The sequence below is a fragment of the Ruegeria sp. CH6 genome (assembly GCF_056537005.1).
In genome coordinates this window covers 188,631-206,964 of the sequence record NZ_JBQFQS010000001.1, presented here as the reverse complement: position 1 = coordinate 206,964, position 18,334 = coordinate 188,631, and the positions used below count along the sequence as shown (strand labels likewise).

General features: G+C 55.6%; 20 protein-coding genes. 10 read left to right on the top strand and 10 right to left on the bottom strand.

Going from position 1 to position 18,334, the window contains the following annotated elements; translation table 11 throughout:
- Positions 1-12: 12 nt before the first annotated feature.
- On the bottom strand, positions 13-543 hold the full coding sequence (locus tag ACR0CW_RS01085; protein ID WP_480786530.1) for a gamma-glutamylcyclotransferase: 531 nt from the start codon (positions 541-543) through the stop codon (positions 13-15).
- A gap of 69 nt (positions 544-612) precedes the next feature.
- Between ACR0CW_RS01085 and ACR0CW_RS01080 the strand changes: the two genes are divergently transcribed.
- On the top strand, positions 613-1,614 hold the full coding sequence (locus ACR0CW_RS01080) for a DUF2125 domain-containing protein (protein WP_480786529.1): 1,002 nt from the start codon (positions 613-615) through the stop codon (positions 1,612-1,614).
- Here the strand turns inward: ACR0CW_RS01080 and ACR0CW_RS01075 are convergent.
- The 4 genes from ACR0CW_RS01075 to ACR0CW_RS01060 form a co-directional block, all read right to left on the bottom strand.
- A complete protein-coding gene (locus tag ACR0CW_RS01075; RefSeq protein WP_480786528.1) occupies positions 1,611-2,471 on the bottom strand; it encodes an extensin-like domain-containing protein in 861 nt (286 codons plus the stop codon). The genes ACR0CW_RS01080 and ACR0CW_RS01075 overlap by 4 nt on opposite strands.
- Entirely contained in the window at positions 2,468-3,388 is a 921-nt protein-coding gene (locus tag ACR0CW_RS01070; RefSeq protein WP_480786527.1) for a prephenate/arogenate dehydrogenase family protein, read from the bottom strand. The genes ACR0CW_RS01075 and ACR0CW_RS01070 overlap by 4 nt, the downstream gene beginning before the upstream one ends.
- Positions 3,385-4,470: a histidinol-phosphate transaminase gene (gene hisC, locus ACR0CW_RS01065; RefSeq protein ID WP_480786526.1), complete on the bottom strand. Its 1,086-nt coding sequence runs from the start codon at positions 4,468-4,470 to the stop codon at positions 3,385-3,387. The genes ACR0CW_RS01070 and hisC overlap by 4 nt, the downstream gene beginning before the upstream one ends.
- Positions 4,471-4,533: 63 nt before the next feature.
- Complete coding sequence (locus ACR0CW_RS01060) at positions 4,534-5,949, bottom strand: aminotransferase class V-fold PLP-dependent enzyme (RefSeq protein ID WP_480786525.1); 1,416 nt, start codon at positions 5,947-5,949, stop codon at positions 4,534-4,536.
- A 102-nt stretch (positions 5,950-6,051) separates the two neighbouring features.
- Here ACR0CW_RS01060 and ACR0CW_RS01055 point away from each other — a divergent pair, with 102 nt between their 5' ends.
- Positions 6,052-6,513 carry an Lrp/AsnC family transcriptional regulator gene (locus ACR0CW_RS01055; protein WP_155144896.1) on the top strand — a complete coding sequence of 154 codons (462 nt, stop codon included), beginning with the start codon at positions 6,052-6,054 and terminating at the stop codon, positions 6,511-6,513.
- Here ACR0CW_RS01055 and ACR0CW_RS01050 read toward each other — a convergent pair whose 3' ends face one another.
- The gene (locus ACR0CW_RS01050) at positions 6,514-7,386 is read right to left on the bottom strand and encodes a LysR family transcriptional regulator (RefSeq protein ID WP_480786524.1); all 873 of its coding nucleotides are present in this window, start codon (positions 7,384-7,386) and stop codon (positions 6,514-6,516) included.
- Positions 7,387-7,480: 94 nt separating this feature from the next.
- On the opposite strand from ACR0CW_RS01050, the gene ACR0CW_RS01045 reads away from it, so the two are divergent.
- Positions 7,481-7,762, top strand: a complete 282-nt coding sequence (locus ACR0CW_RS01045) for a DUF1330 domain-containing protein (RefSeq protein ID WP_480786523.1) — start codon at positions 7,481-7,483, stop codon at positions 7,760-7,762.
- Positions 7,763-7,821: 59 nt separating this feature from the next.
- On the opposite strand, the gene rpsD is transcribed toward ACR0CW_RS01045, so the two are convergent.
- Together rpsD and ACR0CW_RS01035 are read right to left on the bottom strand one after the other, a co-directional pair.
- Entirely contained in the window at positions 7,822-8,442 is a 621-nt protein-coding gene (gene rpsD / locus ACR0CW_RS01040; protein WP_170325974.1) for a 30S ribosomal protein S4, read from the bottom strand.
- A 208-nt stretch (positions 8,443-8,650) separates the two neighbouring features.
- Positions 8,651-9,166, bottom strand: a complete 516-nt coding sequence (locus tag ACR0CW_RS01035; RefSeq protein ID WP_480786522.1) for a hypothetical protein — start codon at positions 9,164-9,166, stop codon at positions 8,651-8,653.
- A gap of 644 nt (positions 9,167-9,810) precedes the next feature.
- On the opposite strand from ACR0CW_RS01035, the gene ACR0CW_RS01030 reads away from it, so the two are divergent.
- The 3 genes from ACR0CW_RS01030 (at position 9,811) to ACR0CW_RS01020 (ending at position 13,911) form a co-directional block, all read left to right on the top strand.
- Positions 9,811-11,022 (top strand): tyrosine-type recombinase/integrase, encoded by a 1,212-nt coding sequence (locus tag ACR0CW_RS01030; RefSeq protein WP_480786521.1) that lies wholly within the window; start codon positions 9,811-9,813, stop codon positions 11,020-11,022.
- A 199-nt stretch (positions 11,023-11,221) separates the two neighbouring features.
- Positions 11,222-11,467, top strand: a complete 246-nt coding sequence (locus ACR0CW_RS01025) for a helix-turn-helix transcriptional regulator (protein ID WP_480786520.1) — start codon at positions 11,222-11,224, stop codon at positions 11,465-11,467.
- Positions 11,468-11,574: 107 nt separating this feature from the next.
- Positions 11,575-13,911 (top strand): bifunctional DNA primase/polymerase, encoded by a 2,337-nt coding sequence (locus tag ACR0CW_RS01020; RefSeq protein WP_480786519.1) that lies wholly within the window; start codon positions 11,575-11,577, stop codon positions 13,909-13,911.
- Between the two features lie 512 nt (positions 13,912-14,423).
- Here the strand turns inward: ACR0CW_RS01020 and ACR0CW_RS01015 are convergent.
- The gene (locus tag ACR0CW_RS01015; protein WP_480786518.1) at positions 14,424-15,128 is read right to left on the bottom strand and encodes a competence protein CoiA; all 705 of its coding nucleotides are present in this window, start codon (positions 15,126-15,128) and stop codon (positions 14,424-14,426) included.
- Positions 15,129-15,183: 55 nt separating this feature from the next.
- A complete protein-coding gene (locus tag ACR0CW_RS01010; RefSeq protein ID WP_480786517.1) occupies positions 15,184-16,311 on the bottom strand; it encodes a hypothetical protein in 1,128 nt (375 codons plus the stop codon).
- 254 nt (positions 16,312-16,565) lie between these two features.
- On the opposite strand from ACR0CW_RS01010, the gene ACR0CW_RS01005 reads away from it, so the two are divergent.
- The 4 genes from ACR0CW_RS01005 (at position 16,566) to ACR0CW_RS00990 (ending at position 18,334) form a co-directional block, all read left to right on the top strand.
- A complete protein-coding gene (locus tag ACR0CW_RS01005; RefSeq protein WP_480786516.1) occupies positions 16,566-16,847 on the top strand; it encodes a hypothetical protein in 282 nt (93 codons plus the stop codon).
- Positions 16,844-17,302, top strand: coding sequence for a hypothetical protein (locus tag ACR0CW_RS01000; RefSeq protein ID WP_480786515.1), 459 nt, complete (start codon positions 16,844-16,846; stop codon positions 17,300-17,302). The genes ACR0CW_RS01005 and ACR0CW_RS01000 overlap by 4 nt, the downstream gene beginning before the upstream one ends.
- A 62-nt stretch (positions 17,303-17,364) precedes the next feature.
- Positions 17,365-17,967: a hypothetical protein gene (locus ACR0CW_RS00995; protein ID WP_480786514.1), complete on the top strand. Its 603-nt coding sequence runs from the start codon at positions 17,365-17,367 to the stop codon at positions 17,965-17,967.
- A complete protein-coding gene (locus ACR0CW_RS00990) occupies positions 17,954-18,334 on the top strand; it encodes a hypothetical protein (RefSeq protein ID WP_480786513.1) in 381 nt (126 codons plus the stop codon). The genes ACR0CW_RS00995 and ACR0CW_RS00990 overlap by 14 nt, the downstream gene beginning before the upstream one ends.

The following is an 18,334-nucleotide window of genomic DNA, read 5'->3' as shown; positions in this document are numbered from 1 at the left end:
TAGGCCAAGGGTTTATGCAGTAAGACTGCGGACCCGTTGCGACAACCACTCAAGATCCGGATCGCGTAGTCCGATTTCGGCCAGATGTTCAGCTGTATTGTACAGATATTCGGTGTTCGGACCGCGCCCGCCCACCGCATGTGCGATGATATTTGCTTGCTCTTCCAAAGGCATACCGCCGCAATACTGAACGTGATGCGGATCAATCACGTAAGTCACGGCATTTATGACCTGTCCATTGTCTAGATCAACGTCCAGCATACGCTCGACATAGGCCGAGGAAATCAACTCACGTTCGCGCAGCTCGTCCAGCGTACGCTCTTCATGCCCGGCTTCGACGGCCAGGGCCAGACCGGTACAATTCGCATCACGTTGTTCATCCAGCGCCAACACAAGGCCTGGCTTGTCTTCGGTTCCGCGATGGTGGATCGAACTCATGCAGAATGAGCGGGCATATCCATGCAAAGTAGCGCGTTCGCTGCGCGCCACGGGAAATCCGGGATTCCACAGCAGCGATCCATATCCGAATACCCACATTGTCATTGCACTGGTCCTTGCCCGTTTGCGCCTATAAACATCAATTCCGAGGCAGGAAAAAGGGCCATTATTCTCATGCGCGGTCTCATACGAGTTCTTATCTTTTTAACGATTATCTGGAGCGCCTATTGGTTCGTCGCCGGCTACGGGCTGCGCAGCGCGGTCACCAGTTGGTTCGACAAGCAGCAGCAACTGGGCTGGCAGGCTGATTTTTCGGATGTCGGTACGGCAGGATATCCGACCCACCACATGACACGGCTGGATAATCCGGCACTGGCCGATCCCGTCAACGGTACAGCATGGAGCGCGGATTGGATCGAGTTCCAAAGCCCTGCAATCTGGCCCGGACGCCAAGTGTTGCGTTTTGCCGATACGCCGCAGCGCCTGTCTTATTTCGATGAAACGGCGACCATTCAGGCCAGCGAGCTACAGGCAGAGCTGCAATTGCAGCCGGGGGTCGCGCTGGAGTTGGAAAAGATGGCCCTTACCGCAGGACCATGGACCATTTCGCGGGAAGATGAGACCTCAGCAGCGGGTGACACGCTTAGCCTGATCATGGCACAGAGTGAAACGCCCGAGATTTATGCCGTCACGGCGACCATTGATGGGTTCACCCCGGGTGAAGACCTTCGCGGCCTTATGCGGACCGCCACCTCGCTTCCGCAATCCTTCGAGACGCTGGAATTGGACATGACGGTTACGTTTGACAAGCCGTGGGATCGGAGTGCGCTGGAACAACGCCGCCCGCAGCCTGTCGCCATCGATCTGGGGCTTGCCGAAGTCAAATGGGGTGAACTGCGCCTGTTCGCCGCCGGAGAGTTGAACGTTGACGAACAGGGAATTCCGACCGGTGAGATCGCCGTCAAAGCGGAGAATTGGCGTGACATGATCGCAATGGCCAATGCCGCAGGCGCCCTGCCCGATCAGGCAGTTGATCCGGTCACCCGCGCGCTGAAGCTGCTGGCAGGTCTGGGCGGCAATCCCAACTCACTGGATCTGCAGCTGAATTTCCGTGACGGGTTCGTGGCGTTGGGCCCGTTGCCATTGGGCCCTGCACCGCGGCTGATACTGCGCTAGCGGCAGTACGGGCCGCTGCGATAACGGGCTGTATCCAGATGGAAATGGTCCCGGTGGTAGCGGTCCGAGTTCGGCCCCAGCACTGTACCAAACGGCCCACATGCGCCACGCCAAACTTTGATCAATTGCTTCTGCGAGGGATTCTTGCGCCAGCCATTGAGGACTGTCACAACCTCGCCATCGGCCATTTTAAAGCCCGAGATATCAATGGCCCGACCCTTGCCGTGTTCAGAAACTCGCGCGCCCTTGCGATTGTTCCGGGTGCGGCAGGCATAATGGGCCGCAACCTGCAGCTCAACAATCGGGCCACGGCGTTTGAAGGTGGGCTTGACCGACTTGTCGACCCAGTTGTTTAACGCGATGGCGGTACCGCAATCCATGGTCGACGGGCGACTTAGCCTCACTCCGGATACCGATGTAATCTGCACGGCATCCTTGATGCCGCAGGCCTTGATCTTACCCGGCACTTTCCCGACAGGTTTGCCCTGAATTGCGATATCACCGCATACTGAGTTTTTGCGGAGCTTTCTTTTCTTGAAAAGTATCTCCTGCTCAAGCGTCTCAGGGCGCAGATATGGTTTCAGAGATACATCAGGGCTGAGCAGAGGCAGATCCGCAGGTCGTGCCGCAGCGGCCATCACCTGAGGAGACTCAGGCCTCAGCTTTGGCTGTACCTTAGGGATCGCTGCAATCGGCGCTGCACTGGCCAGAAGTAGCGCCGGCATCGCAGTTACATTGTTGGTTTCAGCTATTGGTCGCGCAACAGGAACCAAAGAGGTTTCGAGGGGTTTCGCACCAACCGTGACTGGCGACAACGCTGCAAAACAGATCAGAAAACCGCCTCGAACAAGCCTCATGTCGTGGCCTTTCCTCGTCCAAAATCCGGGGCATCCGTATCCTGACCGGCATCAATGATGCCGCGCCGGATGGCCCGGGTACGGGTGAAGTAATCGAACAGCTGCTCTCCATCGCCGGTTCGGATGGCGCGCTGCAGGGCAAAGAGCTCTTCAGTGAAACGGCCCAGAATCTCAAGCGTTGCGTCCTTGTTCGTCAGGAACACATCCCGCCACATTGTCGGGTCCGAGGCCGCGATCCGCGTAAAATCACGGAAACCGGCGGCCGAATATTTGATCACCTCAGTATCTGTCACCCGCCGCAAATCATCCGCAACACCCACCATCGTATAAGCGATCAGGTGCGGTGCATGCGACGTCACCGCCAAAACCAAATCGTGGTGGTCAGCGTCCATCTCATCGACATTGGCGCCCATGCCTTCCCAAAGCGCTCGCAGTTGTGCGACGGCGTCGGGATCAGAACCCTTAACCGGAACCAACAGGCACCAGCGATTGTCAAAGAGCTCGGCAAATCCGGATTCCGGACCAGAATGCTCGGTTCCAGCCAGCGGGTGAGCGGGAACAAAATGCACGCCGTCGGGGATGTACGGCCCGACAGCTTCGATCACGTGACGCTTGACTGATCCGACATCCGTGACAGTTGCGCCCGGTTTCAGCACCGGCGCGATATCCTGCGCCACCGGTCCCATCGCACCAACAGGCACACAAAGCACCACGAGATCGGCGCCTTCGACCGCCTCTTGCGCAGTGTCACAGACGCGATCACACAGTCCTATGCGCCGCGCGGTTTCGCGGGTGTTTTCGGAACGGGCATATCCCGTCACCTCGCCTGCGAGACCTGCGCGTTTGATCGCCCAAAACATCGACGAGGCGATCAGACCCAAGCCGATCAGCGCCACCCGGTCATAAATCTGGCTCATGCGGCGCCCCCTTTGAACGCGGTAACGGCCGCAAGCACGCGGCGGCAGGCTTCTTCGTCGCCTACGGTGATCCGCAGGGCGTTCGGCAGGTTGTAGCCCGCAACCTTGCGTACAATCAAACCCTGAGATTGCAGATAGGCGTCGCAGGCCTCGGCCTCAGCCAGATCCGAGAAGCGGGCAAGGATGAAATTAGTATTCGATGCGTCAGATGGCACGCCGATCTCTGCCAGTTTTTCGGAAAGCCACGTGCGCAGACGCGCGTTTTCGGACCGGCAGAACTCGACATACTCCACGTCGCGTATCGCGGCTTCAGCCGCAGCCAACGCGGTCAAGGACAGGTTGAAAGGTTGGCGCACGCGGTTCAGCACATCAATGATGGACTGGTGCGCGTAACCCCAGCCGACACGCATCCCGCCCAGCCCGTAAATCTTGGAGAAGGTTCGGGTCATGATGACGTTCTCAAAACGATCCACCAGTGATGCCCCGCCATCAAAACCATCTACGAATTCGGCATAGGCCCCGTCGATTACCATTAGGCAATCGACAGGAAGTTTTTCCGCCAAACGTGTAAGCTCGGCATCCGAAATCATGGTTGAGGTGGGATTGCCCGGATTGGTGACAAAGACGATCTTCGTTTGCCCGGTCACAGCCGCAAGGATTGCGTCGACATCAACCTTGCGATCCTTCTCATCCACCATGACAGGAGTCGCCCCCGCCATACGCGCGATGATCGGGTACATGGAAAATCCGTGCTCAGTATAGATCACCTCATCACCCGGACCGGCATAGGCCTGCGCCACGAATTGCAGAACCTCGTCGCTGCCTACACCACAGATGATCCGGCCAGCATCCAGCCCGTGACGCTCACCAATGGCTGCGCGCAACGAATAGTGATCTGTGCTTGGATAGCGATGCAGGGTGGTCGCGCTGTCACGCACGGCCTCGATCGCTTTGGGGCTGGGTCCGAACGGGTTTTCGTTCGAGCTGAGCTTGATGACATTCGCCACGCCTTCGACATGGGACTTGCCGCCCTGATACAGAGCGATGTCCATGATGCCGGGTTGCGGAATGATCTGGTTCATGAGGGGCTCCTTGATTGCGCCCCTCATACATTTCTCAACGCCTTGAGAAAAGCGGCAATTCCCTCAGGCGGCTTTGAAGCGCGCTGTCGCCGGGTCGGCGTTGTAATAGGGCGCGAATTCCTCGGTCCGGTGCGACAGGTCATTGACGCTGTCGATGATGAACTGAACCGTCTCTTCGCTCATCAGATATGAGAAATTCAGACGCACCCAGCCGGGTTTCTTCATCTCTTCACCTGCTGACAACGCCGCATGTAACTGCTCGGAAGTCTCGCGATCAATATCCAGCAGGCGATGGGCATAGGGACCGGCGCAGGCACATCCGCCACGGGCCTGAATGCCGTAGATGTCACTGAGCATGCGGGTAAACAGCTGCTGATGAACCGGCTGCCCCGAGCTATCCCGAACAAGGAATGAAAAGATCGGCAGACGATGCGGATTATCTGCCCCCAGCAGCGTCAGGTTCGGGTTGTCACGCCAACCATCCAGAGCCATTTTGTTATACAGAACCTCGCGTCTTCCGATCTCATCAGTTCCGACAACATCCTTGACGATAAAGGCAAGCGCAGCCCGGATATCGCCGATGACATTGGGCGTACCGGCCTCTTCCCGCGTCGCCAGATCTTCGCTGTAGTCATGCCGCCACGGGGACACGAAACTTACGGTACCGCCACCCGGCCAACTGGGACACGTGCGCTGAACGGCGCGCTGATTGACTACCAATACACCTGATGCGCCCGGACCGCCGGGAAACTTGTGTGGTGAGACGACAATAGCATCCTTGCGAGCATCTTCTGGACCCATATCCATCGGCAGGTAAGGGCCGCCGCCTGCATAGTCCCAAACGGCCAGCGCCCCATGCGCCCTAAGAAGACGCGTGACCGGATCGGGATCGGTGATGATACCCGTCACGTTCGACGCGGCCGAGAAAGAACCAATGATCAGATCAGACCCTGCATTGTCAGCCAGTGTTTGTTCCAGCACTGCCAGATCAGGCCCGCCAGCGGGCGCTTCGGGAATTTCGATCACCTGCGCCTTGCTTTCCCGCCAGGGCAGAATGTTCGAGTGATGCTCGTATGGACCAATCAGGATAATCGGCCGGTCAGCCTCTTCCACTCCCAGTAAGCTGACCAGCCGATTAAGCCCAGCAGTGGCTCCGGACCCGGTAAAGATCACCGCGTCCTCTCCCCTCGCGCCAACAATGCGGGCTATTTCCGCACGCGCTTCGCGACGAAGCCGTGTCATGTAGGAACCGCAATAGGAGGCCTCGGTATGGCTGTTCGCATAGAACGGCAGCACATCTTGGGCGATAAAATCTTCGACCTGCCGCATAGCGCGGCCCGAAGCGACGTAATCCGCATAGACAAGCGGTAAGTCCCCATGCAGACCAGGGATGAGGACACCCTCACCGATCAGCCCATCGCGCAGCGTGGAATTGTGAGCGGTGGATTGGATATCTGCACGAAACTTGGACAGGGTCATAACATAGGCTCCATATTGCATAACCAATGTGATTGATTTGGAATGCAGAAACTTCACCAATCTTTGCCTGTATTTCCCAAGATTTGTGTCATATGATTAGATATGGCCCATAAAATAGATCATATTGACACCCTCATCCTGAAAGAACTGCAAAAGGACGCGACCCTCTCGCAGCGCGAGCTGGCGGATCGGGTTGGCTTGTCCCAGAATGCTTGCTGGCGGCGCCTGAAGGTGTTGAACGACGACGGCGTTCTACAGGGGTCTTCCGCGCGGATTGCACGGGAAAAGCTGGGGCTCAATCTTGTTGTCTTTGTGATGCTGCGTACAAGGCATCATTCGGCGGAGTGGCTTCAAGCCTTTCGCAGCCATGTCCTGACCATCCCTGAAGTGGTCGATTTTCATCGCATTGGCGGAGATTACGACTATCAGTTGAAAGTCGTGACCGAAGACATGGCCTCTTACGACAAGGTCTATCAGCGACTTATCGAAAAGGTCGAACTGGACAGCGTGACCTCATACTTTGCCATGGAGGCTATTGCCGAAGGCCGACCGCTGCCGATCTGATCAGGCCGTGAACAGCGGGCGCAGCTTGCGAAAGTGTGGAACTGCGATGGAACGAAAGGCCTTCAATTTGGCCGACGGCCACACATCCGGATGGGCCACCACCCAGATATCCGCATAAGGTTGCGGTGAAAGTGTCGGGAGTTGAACGAGACCAGGCAGTGACCGCCCCAGAAACATCGGCATCCTTACAGCACCTAACCCCGCCTGCGCGGCGGACGACATGGCAACCATATCGTCAAATCGCATTCGAATACGCGAGCCGGGGTGTGTCTGCATCACCTCCTCAGACAGGTCTGGCTGTTTTTCATAAACCAACCAATCCACCGGCCCATGCGGGGCGTCCGACACACGCTGCATAAGTTCTGGTGAGGCGTAGTAAGCCGAGAATTGTTCGGCCAAGCGCAGACCCTTCAGGGTGTCACCCGGATTGCGACTAATGCGGATGGCTATGTCTGCTTCGCGCCTGTTCAGATCCACAATCTCATTGTCAGCCCGAACTCTGAGCTTAACACCGGGATGTTGAGCCGAGAACGCGTCCAGAACCGGTGAGAGTACATACGCAATCAAAAGCTGAGGTGCTGTCAGGGTTAGCTCCCCGTCCAGACGCGTATCCTGACCGGATAACCCTCTGAGCATGGCGTGCTCAGCGCCTTCCATGCTTGCCGCATGCTGCGCCACCAGATGTCCGGCCTCGGTGGGGCGGTAGCCATCTGGCAAACGTTCAAACAACACCTCTCCAGTGGCGGTTTCCACGCGCGCAATACGGCGGGCAACGGTGGTGTAGTTTACACCAAGCCGCTCTGATGCAGCGGTCAAGGTACGCGCGCGCACCACGGCCAGCACGGTTCGATAGTCATCCCAGTTTATCGTCATGCATGCGTTTATGCATAAGCTAACTGCAATTGCACGCGTTTTCGCAAAAACCTTTCCAACATAGGTTCTACCTGCACAACTAAGGAGTAGATTGATGATTTATGCCTACGCCAAATTGACAGTAAATAACCCCGATGCTCTGGCCGCCTATCGTGAAAAAGCCGGGGATGCGCTGGCACGCCATGGCGGCAGGGTCGAAACCGCGTCAGCAGAGCCTACCGCTCTGGACGGCGCGCCAGACCTGCCGGACGTTGCCGCCCTTCTTTCATTTCCAGATCGCGAGTCCGCCTTGGGATGGATCAATGACCCGGCGCTGAGTGATGTCCACGCACTGCGCCGCAATATCGGATCGTCCGACATAATCCTGCTTGGGTAAATAAAGAAAGAGCCGCGCTTTTGGGCGCGGCTCTGAAACTTGGATCGTTTCGGCGAAGATTAGTTCTTCGCGTAGAATTCGACGACCAGGTTCGGTTCCATCATGACCGGGTAAGGCACATCGCTCAGGCCCGGTGCACGAACGAAAGTCGCGGTCATTTTCGAGTGATCAGCATCGATGTAGTCAGGAACATCACGCTCGGCCAGAGCAACAGCTTCCAGAACAACAGCCAGCTGCTTGGATTTGTCACGGACTTCGATCACGTCGCCTTCTTTGACGCGGTAGGACGGGATGTTGACCCGCTTGCCGTTCACTTTGACGTGGCCGTGGTTCACGAACTGACGTGCAGCAAACACGGTTGGTACGAACTTGGCGCGGTAAACAACAGCGTCCAGGCGGCGCTCCAGCAGACCGATCAGGTTTTCACCGGTGTCGCCTTTTACACGCTCAGCTTCGGCGTAGATGCGGCGGAACTGCTTCTCGGTCAGGTCGCCGTAGTAGCCTTTCAGCTTCTGCTTGGCGCGCAACTGCAGACCGAAGTCCGACAGTTTACCCTTGCGGCGCTGACCGTGCTGGCCGGGGCCATATTCACGACGGTTGATCGGGGATTTCGGACGACCCCAGATGTTTTCGCCCATCCGGCGGTCGATTTTGTACTTGGCAGACGTGCGTTTGGTCACGGCTGATCTCCTTCGTTTAGGTCGAGGCCCAGCGGGCCACTATGAAGGGCGTTGTCCTCTTGAGGTCTCCCCCATGACAGGCATCCCCTTGCGGGGGCCACCAACACCAATGAAGTCGCGCTTATATCTTGGGAATTGTCAGAGTCAACATACTGAGGCCACCCTGCAGGAAAAATCCCGCGATGGCCGCATAGCCCTGCTTGCCACTTTATTCTGCTGCGTAAACAACGTGAGGAGTAGATGTCGACTCACGTTTCTCTTCTGAACGAGCGCCGGGAAACGCCACAACTGTCTGATCGATCTCCCGATCGAAATCAGCCAGGTCAGTTTGCGCGGAAACACTGCTCACCCAGAACTCCTGATCCCGTTCAGGACAACCGTTTTCAAAAATCAACACCGGGGAATCGCTTCCCTCAACTCTGATCAGTTCTGCCGAAAATTGCTGAGAGCCATTCGAAAACTCGATGGTCGCAACCGAACCGATTACGGGGCCAATCGCCGAAAGCATGTCGATGCCCGAGGTCAATAACGGTGCCACAGAGTGGGCCGTCTGCACCAAACCAATGGTCTCTGCGGCAGAAAGCTGTACTGCTTTACCACGCCATGACCAGGCGGACCCAACAGCTACGAGGGCAAGTGGCGCTGCCTCAAGCCCGTCAAGTTCTGTTTGATTCCAGGAAACTGCTATACGACCGTTTAAACCGGTACTCATCTGCCCACTCATACCTTTCAACACCCCACCAATTACAAGGCCTGTGTATCAACGATAAATTCGGCGGAAAAGAGACGTAATTGCAGCAATCACGAGATTGTTGCCTGTGTGTCAAATCAAATTGATACTTAGATCAACCGCATGTCAATCTGATTCATGCATATTTCCCGATATGCGCTCTCAAAGATCTAACGTCCTCACATATCAATATTGGTATCAATATTAGGGACTGCAAACACCCTATGCGAAGTACCGAATTAAACCCAACAAAGCGAATCATTTACCCTTAGCGTCAACACCATAAGCTTATGCTTTTAAAACGATTATCTGCTTCTGCATCAGCAAGTGCGGATACGGGTGATATGCCTAAATCAGCACCAACTAGAGTTGCCATGACCCGACAAAACAAGTTTTTTGATGACTGGAGAGTACACTAAACTTCGTGAAGTGGTGCCCCCACACGGACTCGAACCGCGGACCTACTGATTACAAATCAGAAGTATAGATTTTTACAGATAGTTCAGGTTGGTTCATTTTAATATATATTTCAGTAGTTTATGCGATTTTTAAAACGATAATCAGTCGGTTTACAGCTCAGGAAAGTCCATGTAAGCGTTGTCGAGCGTTTGAAAAAACGTTTGAAAACGGAGCCCAACATGACCCCGACGATCAATTTCGACAGCATTCCGCAAGTGCGTAAGGTTGCAGGAAACAAGCCCGAGGTGGGCACCACTTGGTATGCCCATGATGGCGACAAATACCCCTGCCTTTACTTAGGCGTCGGCAAAACCCGCGCCTCTTGGTATTTCAAAGGTCGGTTGAATGGGCGGTCACAGCAAAAGGCATTAAAAGCCACCTTCCCAGACACAACGGCAGCGCAGGCATTCGCAAAGATCAAAGCGCTTGGCGAGATGCACAAGGATGGCGCGTCGGCGGATATCAAAACGGTGCGCGACGCGTGGATGCACCATTGTGCTTCGAGCCAAATGTCGGATCGGCATCAAGCAGACATGACAGGCAAACTCGAACGTTGGGCATCAGAAATACTCGACAAGTCGCCGACCGACGTATCGACCATCATGATCCAGAAAGTCATCAACGCCATCGACACAGGACGCGGCAACAACTCAGCAGCCACAAAGCGCCACATCAGGGTCGCGCTGTCTTCCGCTTTCAATAGGTTGAGCATTCGCAACCCAGCTGAGGGTGTCACTGTTCCGAAAGCAAATGAACGCCCGCCAATTTGGTACGACCTGTGCGATATTCATCGCGACCTTGATCCCGATGACCTCTCAACTGTTTGGAAAGCAATTTGGGAGAAACGAGAACAAAACATCATCCTCGGCACTGCTTGGTTGCTGATGTTGTTCACCGGCATTCGCTCAGAAGACGTTTGTTCACTTCGTTGGGAAGCGGACGGCAGGCACGGCTTCGTCGACCTTCAACGCAAAGAGTTGGTGTTTCCAAAGCTCAAATCGGGTGTGCGAAACCGCGCATTGCCAATCGGGGACATAGCGACAAACGCTCTGCTGGCTGTTCGACACTCGGATAGCGAGTGGGTGTTCCCAGCCAACTCAGTGACGGGATACATCGGCGGTGGCCACGGCCTCGACACACTCAAAGCGACGGTCGAAGGCAAGCGTGTCGCCGTTATCCGCCCCCACGACACGCGCAAGTTTTTTCAAGAGGCGTGCAACGAGGCGCTTCTGCCTGACCACGTCATGCACTACCTGCGCGGTGACAAGGCGACACAGGGCGACGGAAAAATGCTGATGAAGTACACGGCCCGCGTTGGAACGTCAGCGCCAAACATGGTCGAAACGGTCATGTGTGAACACATCAAAACAACACCTAATTTCGTCGGTTGATGCAGCGTGGCTGTTTGACTACGTTGATCTTCGCCGACGGAAACGTCAGCGGCAGTCAATGCCGCGCCCATGATGGGGGCAACAGCATATGCTTTGGTGATGCGTGCGACGATGCCCCCGAAGCTGAGGGGAAAATTGTCGCCGGTAGCAACTGAAACCCGACTGTTCGAATTGGGACAGACAGAGAGGTTGGTTGCCGATGTCCGTACAAACAATCCGCGCGCTCGAGGAGCGTATCGAAGCGTTGGAGTTGGAGCTCACAACGCCCAAAATCATGACCACACCGCAGGTATGTGAATTCCTCGGAATTTCCGAAGGGCAATTCTACATGCGGAAACAGGCAGGAGACAGCCCGCCCGCAATGTACTGGTCGGAGAGAACGGTTCGGTATGACCGAGACGACGTTATCGCATGGGCACAATCGAAAAAAGTGGGGCAGGCATAAGACCCGCCCCATTGGTTTGGTGTTACCGCGAAGTCGATGGAATAACTCGTTTATATACGGGATCGTGGCGACGCTAAACCGATGATGCGGGTCCAACCTGAATTGGTATGGACAAAAAACTCATGGACGCGGGGTATCGCCTGATACCCCTGAAAGACAAACAGAAGCGACCACTGCACGATAAGTGGGGCGAAAACAAATACACGCTCGACGACCTCAAGCGGCAAGTTGGCATCGTTATTGAACAGGGCATGGTGGATGTCGATCTTGATTGGCCTGAACTTCGGTGTCTCGCAACGGACGGCCAATATGACACGACGGCATGGGGGCGCCACGGTGAGGTCACTCATCTCGTTTACCGCGCCGATCTGAAAGAGCCTGTGACGTTCAGATTGCCCAATGTAACAGGCGCACCAACCCTTACAGGTGAACATGCCTACACTGTCTGCGAACTTCGAACATCCGCACAAGGTGAGGCGTATCAGGCGATGATTCCGAGCAGCATCCACCCCGATGGGGATGAGCTGCAATGGTTCAATGAAATCGTTCCGCAAGAACGACCTGCTGATGCGCTCGTACAAGCGTTTGGGATTTATGCAGGGATAGCCGTGTTGACGCGGTTTTATCCCGGTGAAGGGATGAGGGACGAACTCGCCTTGGCTCTGACAGGTTGCATGGTGCGCGCGGAATGGTCGGAAGATCAGATTGCACAGTTCATGACCTACCTGTGTCAACTGACAGGCGATACCGAAGTCGAGATGCGGGCAAACAAAGCGAGACGCACCCTCAGGCGCCTTGAAGCAGGCCGAAAAGTTGCGGGCATTCCGAAGGCGGCAAATATCTTGGGTATCCCGATTGAATGGATGCAGGAGATTGCCGTTTGGTTCGGTTGGAAGAAGCGCAATCCAAAGGGCACAGGGTCCGCCGTATTTCTGTCCGCTCAAGTAGCCGAAGTGTCAAAGCAGGCATGGGATGCACTTGCCGAGTATCGCGTCGATGGTGATCCAGGCGTCTACGCCTACGGAGACGCGCTCTCTCGCGTAGATGACGGGCGGATGCAGTTGCTCGATGGTTCCGCCCTGAAATTCGAACTGAACCGTTGCACGACGTGGCTTGCTCAAGACGACAACAAATGGAAGCCAGTGTCGGCTCCCCCCAACGTTGTTGAGGACATGCTATGCGCACGTCGCCGTGATGTGACCGTACCGACGCTCAAACAGGTTTCCATCGTTCCGACTTTCACAAGCGACGGCCGCCTCTTGAACGAAAACGGCTTTGACGAAGCATCAGGGATCTTCCTTGACCTGCAAGTGTCGGTTGATGTGCCGACGGAGCCAACTCGTCAACAGGTTTGGTCGGCATTGAGACAGCTATGGACGCCGATCTCGCAGTTTCCGTTTGAGGACAAGTCGGACAAAGTTCATGCCCTCGCCATGATGCTCGAACCCTACATGCGGGATATGTTTGGGCCGACGCCGCTCTACTTCATCAATAAACCTGCGGCAGGAACGGGGGCATCACTGTTCATCGAAACATCGCTGTTCCCGACGCTCGGGAAGTGGCCCGATGCCCAAACACCGCCGCGCTCAGACGACGAAATGAAGAAGACCCTCACGGCATGTTTCGTCGAGGGCATTCGGTGCGTCTACTTCGACAATGCCAACACTCTGAACTCAGCATCGTTTGCGTCTGTGCTGACGGCTGAGGTTTATGCCGCCCGCATCTTGGGCGTATCAAAGATGCTTAGCGTGCCTGTGCAGGTTCAGTGGGTCGGCTCGGGCAACAACACCGAATTGTCGGGCGAGTTGTTCCGTCGCACGGCGGACATCCGCATGGATGCGAAGATGGCCAACCCCGAGGATCGGGACGTGGCGCAATTCCGCATCAAGGATTTGAAGTCGTGGGTGCGGGAGCATCAGGCAGATCAGGTTCGCGCGGCCCTGACGATCATTCAGTATTGGGTCAATCTTGGGATGCCGTCGGGCGCGGGTTCGAAGGCATCTTATGAAGCATGGGCGGCAAAAATGTCGGGATTGTTCGATGCAATTGGCGTGGGCGGGTTTCTCGCGACTCCTGCGGAACGTCGCCCCGAAGACCCTGAGGAAGAAGTTGCACGAGAATTGTTCATCGCAATGGATCGGGCGCACCGTGGGCGTGTCGATCCGTCGGGAGATCGGAACGAGTATGGCGAACCCGTACGTCGTACCGATTGGACGAAAGCGGTTCGGGCGGGTGACGTGGTTGATCTCATTCGGGCGCTGAACATCGACTTCGACTTCGGGTTCAAAGACGAGCGGAAGGCGATGGGGGCGTTCTTGAACAGGTTCAACGGGCGCGTGTTCGAGTTCGAGGCGGAAACAGGTCGGATGGTTGCCTTGAAGTTGTCGAAACATACCACGGGCCGTGGGACGTTTTGGCGGGTTGAACGCACCGTCGCTGAGTGATGGTGCACATGGTGCGGGCATGGTGCAGGCGGATTGTGCTTGGTTTTCAAGATGGTGACACCATGTGCACCATCGACACCATTGGATCAGCGTATTTGTTCGTAAATGGCAGTGGTGTCGGAATAGTGACTTTCACGCGCGTGCATAAAACTGATGGTGCACATGGTGCACATGGTGTTACGCACTTGATCTGCCAGTACAAAACCGCTGCACCATGGGTGCACCATCGACACCATCGGGCATTCTGTAACACCATCGGTGCGCGGCAACGCTCTGTGCCCTGCCTACCTCCTGTCGCAATCTCCGCCCGCTTGTTGCGAGATGGTCGCAACTGGCCCGAAAACTCCTACCCTACTGATGCCATATCAGTAGGACTGCCCATAGAGGCGTCATGGCAGCAAGTGGTTTCGCTATGGTGATCCTGAAGTTTCAAACGCTTTTTCACACACGGGTGAATTGGCGAGCAAAAAATCGTTGACCATTACGCAAACCCAGGAAAATCGGTCAGATGCTCAAAAGCGCCTGCCGACTCCGCGCCTCCCGTATGATCTTCTGTACTGGGGTGCACGAATTTGAACGGGAGGTGGACGTTTTCCTAGCTTAAACTGTTCGACCATGAAGGATCTCTTGAGCGTGTACATCAACGCAGAGTTTTCCAAACTTCGACCAATTACCCAGAGTTCATCAATTCCAAAGTCAAACACAACAGGAGCATTCAAACCGGCCCATTTCTTAAGGAAGCGAGAGTCGTAGTAGTAAAGTTCGTATACCTCGGCTCCACTGGAATTTGGCGTTCCGGCGTGCTTCAAAGCTTCCATGAATTGTTTGATGCTACTTTCCAGCCTTAAACCATCAACGATCCAGCAAATGTCGTTGTGGAAAGCTGTTCTGATCTCAACTTCTTCTCGAGAAATTGCTGAATGCTGAAACTCTAGTGCAAGCCCCTGCGGGGTTAGAACATCGGCAATGTGAAGCTCACCGTTGTCGTCGCGTCGTCCAATTTCTTGCCAGTCATTTGGGAACTGATTTTTCCACTGTCTGTGCCATTCTTTCTCTGGCTCCCACCAGTGATCACAGTGCTTGGTGGATTTGTGGGCCCAATGCCAAACGCGCACCTTCCCACACTTGGCGACAACCACGCTATCGCAGAAAGGGCAACTTGCTTTGAGCTTTGGGGCGGGCTCAACTCGCTGCCCATCAAGTATAGCAAATTTCACTATTCAACTGCTTTCTCAGTGCGACCAAGCATTCGATCTAAGTTCACAGCCAGAGTCAGATTCCCAGAGCAAGAAGAAGCCAGTCTTTGAGACTGCCTAGTAACAACGCGAGTTTCTCCCAATACGGCAATGCGGCTAGGACAGCAACTCCTGCGGCTTTTCCAAGGGTTGAACCAAACGACTTGCAAAATTCGTCGACGGTTTTGTCCAGCTTCCCTGCCACCCAACCCACCGCTTTCTTGAGAAAGGAAGCCTTCTCGGCCACGGCTTCTACATTCGGCGCGTCGGACTTTAGCTCCTTCTCAATTTTTTCTAGGCTTTGAGTGGCTGTCTCGAGTTCATCGCCCTGAAGTTCAAACTCTTCGGGCGGCTGATTGTGCCCCATTCCGCCATGTGAAGGAGGCTTGGGCATTTCCTCCCTTAGGGCCGCGATTTGTTCGAGAATATCGCTACGGGCGGTTTGTTCCTCTTCACTTCCAAGACCCGAAGGTCGCGTGTTTGAGGCAATTTCCCGAAGTTCCTCGAACTCCATGTCCTCCTCGTCATAATCGTCGGCGACCGCATCTTCGTAAAAGTCGATACTCGCTTGGTGTCGAGGCGAGGGAGCCCAATCGAACGTTCCGTCGCTTTGGATTTCATCGACTGCTTCTAGTATCGCATCCTCGGGAACCACATCTTCAAAATTGTCGCGCAGCTCTTCCTCAGCGTTATACGGCCCCCCTTTAATATAGAGGTACCCACCTTCTCGACTGTTGTATGGCGTCTCGTTCGCCGGATCTTCGTAGAGGTAGTGAAACCAATCGACCAATTTCTCCACTATCGCAGCTTTGGTGAGCGCGGCGGTCCAAGCTGGGTTTTCTTTGAACCGATCACGCAGATCCCCGGGATCCTCTTCGTCAAACTCAGGTTCAGGTTCAAGACCGTAGTCAAAGTCTTTGATCAGTCGGTGTTTGCCCACGTTTGTTTCTTTGAAGCCTTCCGACCCGACTGGGTATTCTGAAACAGTCCAGCGCAGTTCACCCAGTTCATCATGATCTACTAATGCTTGGTAGATCGTTTCCGGGCCCATACCTCGTTCGCTTCCACCCACAGGCTCCCAGTCCAATTCGTCATCATAAATTTCAAATTGCTCCGAGGTTTCGGCGTGTTGAATAGTCGCTGTGCCTCGCGCAAAAATAATCATTCTGAACCTATGATTTAATGATCGAACTCTCCAAATGCGTGTACTATGAGCTTAGCCGCTTGCGCCACCTAAATCTCCCACCGCTCTACCTTTTTCTTCGGAACATCGCCCTATAGCGAGGTGTTACACAATCATCGCTGGGTTTGCGGCGTGCCAATGAAAATGCGCTGCACTCGCGCGCACTCGGTGACCCAGTGGGCTGCCTCCTTTCGGCCTTGCCTGCCGGGTGCGCGCTCAACACAGAGAGGTTCCGAATGCCTGCACATTACCTGACCCTGCGCGCGACAATCGACAAGTACGACACCGTTACGATTGAAGGCAGCAACAACGCCTCGACCTTCGATCTCAAGGTGCCCAAAGGCATCGACCTGGCTGACGACATCGCCGCGACACTGAACGTCGGGCAAGGCAACGTGCACCGCGACACTTACGCCGTGCTGACCAATGACCGTGGTTGCGTCGTGAAGGTCGGAGATGGGACGTTCATGATCCCATGGCAGCGCATCACCGACGTGGTTTCACAACTCAGGGCATGATACTTAGCAACTGCCCACAGACGCCCGAAGCGGCCCTCGTGACGGCAATCATAATGCAGGCATACCGTGATCTGTTCATGACCGTTCGGACAGGTGCCACCGCATCCTTTACGGCACGCGCCGACCAAGATCAGGCCATGTCTTTCCTAACGGATCGGACAGGTACGCTCGCGCGGCATCGCAACCACCTTTGTAGCTTGATTGGCTGGGACGGCGATGTTTTGGCCGAGCGCATTCGCGCCATGATGGAAGGCGACGACTTTCCGATCTCACCGGACTGCACTCCAGCGATTAGGACCCGTCACGCACAGGCCGTCGAGATAATTCGCGCGCGTTGGCGGTACCTAAAAAACCCGCCCAAACAACCCCTTCCACCTAATTCTGCCGGTCGGAGATGTGAGGCAGCCCCATTAAATTCGAACGTGAACGCAACGGTGTGCGACGTTCCTGTCTAATCCAATTCGGATGAGCGCGACGCCCACCAAAGCGTCGCGCTCATTTTGGAAAGGACAAGATCGTGACGGACGACACCACGGCTGCATTGCAAGCCCTCATCAAGCAGGTCGAAACCCTCACCACCACGGTGACGGATCAGGCGAAACGCCTCGACGGCCTGCACAACTTCAACACCCGCATCTTGGATGAAAAGAAAGACCTCCAGCGCAAGCTGACCGCCAAACCTGACGGCAAGACAGACGCTGAGATGGAGAAGCTCGGCTTAGAGCGGAGTTCTGACGGCAATTGGTATCCCAAGGGAACACGCCCGACCCACAGTCTGACGCGCGCAGAGGCGCGTGATCCACATAAGTATCGTGAGGCCAAAGCGGCTGCTGAGAAAGCGGGGGCGACATTGCAAATCATCGACCCGGATGCGCCCGAAGATGCGCACCACCGTGGCCGCCCCGACACCGCAACATCGCGCACCACCGTCATCAAAGACGAGGATACGCGCCGCGCCTATGTGCGCCGCGATGTGTTGGGATCGTCTGAATTCCGGGCGCAGTATCGGAAGCTGCGCGAGGACGGGTTTACGCCCGTCTCATGGGACCAGCCGGACGAACTGCCCCAACACATGCAGACGAAGTTTGCGTTGATGGAGAATTCCCATGACGCCGACTGATCGCGCCTGCCTGCAATATGCGGTCCACGTCGCGCTTGGCTTGGATCATGCCTACGTCACACCGGATGGCGCGTGCGTCATGGTTGATTCCATTGGTCGGTTCGACCCGTCAAACAACTCGCTTGATGCGGTTATCACAACGCTTGCCCAGATGATGAAGCTCCATCTTGGCGGCGTCAGGTTTGGAGAGTTGCGCAACGACCTCCTGCGGTCGGGCGTGGGGGAACAGTTCGCAAATCGCGTTCATGATCATCTGGTCGATGTCTCCGTTGAGGAATGGGCGGCGCTCCGCGCCCGCATCCGTTGGTATGGCGACGATACGGGCGAACCGTTGCCTGCCTCAACCGAAGTTCAAGGTGAGTCCTGA

Coding starts and splice junctions, on each gene's coding strand:
- ACR0CW_RS01085 (WP_480786530.1), bottom strand. CDS start 543: ATGACAATGTGGGTATTCGGATATGGATCGCTGCTGTGGAATCCCGGA.
- ACR0CW_RS01080 (WP_480786529.1), top strand. CDS start 613: ATGCGCGGTCTCATACGAGTTCTTATCTTTTTAACGATTATCTGGAGC.
- ACR0CW_RS01075 (WP_480786528.1), bottom strand. CDS start 2,471: ATGAGGCTTGTTCGAGGCGGTTTTCTGATCTGTTTTGCAGCGTTGTCG.
- ACR0CW_RS01070 (WP_480786527.1), bottom strand. CDS start 3,388: ATGAGCCAGATTTATGACCGGGTGGCGCTGATCGGCTTGGGTCTGATC.
- hisC (WP_480786526.1), bottom strand. CDS start 4,470: ATGAACCAGATCATTCCGCAACCCGGCATCATGGACATCGCTCTGTAT.
- ACR0CW_RS01060 (WP_480786525.1), bottom strand. CDS start 5,949: ATGACCCTGTCCAAGTTTCGTGCAGATATCCAATCCACCGCTCACAAT.
- ACR0CW_RS01055 (WP_155144896.1), top strand. CDS start 6,052: ATGGCCCATAAAATAGATCATATTGACACCCTCATCCTGAAAGAACTG.
- ACR0CW_RS01050 (WP_480786524.1), bottom strand. CDS start 7,386: ATGACGATAAACTGGGATGACTATCGAACCGTGCTGGCCGTGGTGCGC.
- ACR0CW_RS01045 (WP_480786523.1), top strand. CDS start 7,481: ATGATTTATGCCTACGCCAAATTGACAGTAAATAACCCCGATGCTCTG.
- ACR0CW_RS01035 (WP_480786522.1), bottom strand. CDS start 9,166: ATGAGTGGGCAGATGAGTACCGGTTTAAACGGTCGTATAGCAGTTTCC.
- ACR0CW_RS01030 (WP_480786521.1), top strand. CDS start 9,811: ATGACCCCGACGATCAATTTCGACAGCATTCCGCAAGTGCGTAAGGTT.
- ACR0CW_RS01025 (WP_480786520.1), top strand. CDS start 11,222: ATGTCCGTACAAACAATCCGCGCGCTCGAGGAGCGTATCGAAGCGTTG.
- ACR0CW_RS01020 (WP_480786519.1), top strand. CDS start 11,575: ATGGACAAAAAACTCATGGACGCGGGGTATCGCCTGATACCCCTGAAA.
- ACR0CW_RS01010 (WP_480786517.1), bottom strand. CDS start 16,311: ATGATTATTTTTGCGCGAGGCACAGCGACTATTCAACACGCCGAAACC.
- ACR0CW_RS01005 (WP_480786516.1), top strand. CDS start 16,566: ATGCCTGCACATTACCTGACCCTGCGCGCGACAATCGACAAGTACGAC.
- ACR0CW_RS01000 (WP_480786515.1), top strand. CDS start 16,844: ATGATACTTAGCAACTGCCCACAGACGCCCGAAGCGGCCCTCGTGACG.
- ACR0CW_RS00990 (WP_480786513.1), top strand. CDS start 17,954: ATGACGCCGACTGATCGCGCCTGCCTGCAATATGCGGTCCACGTCGCG.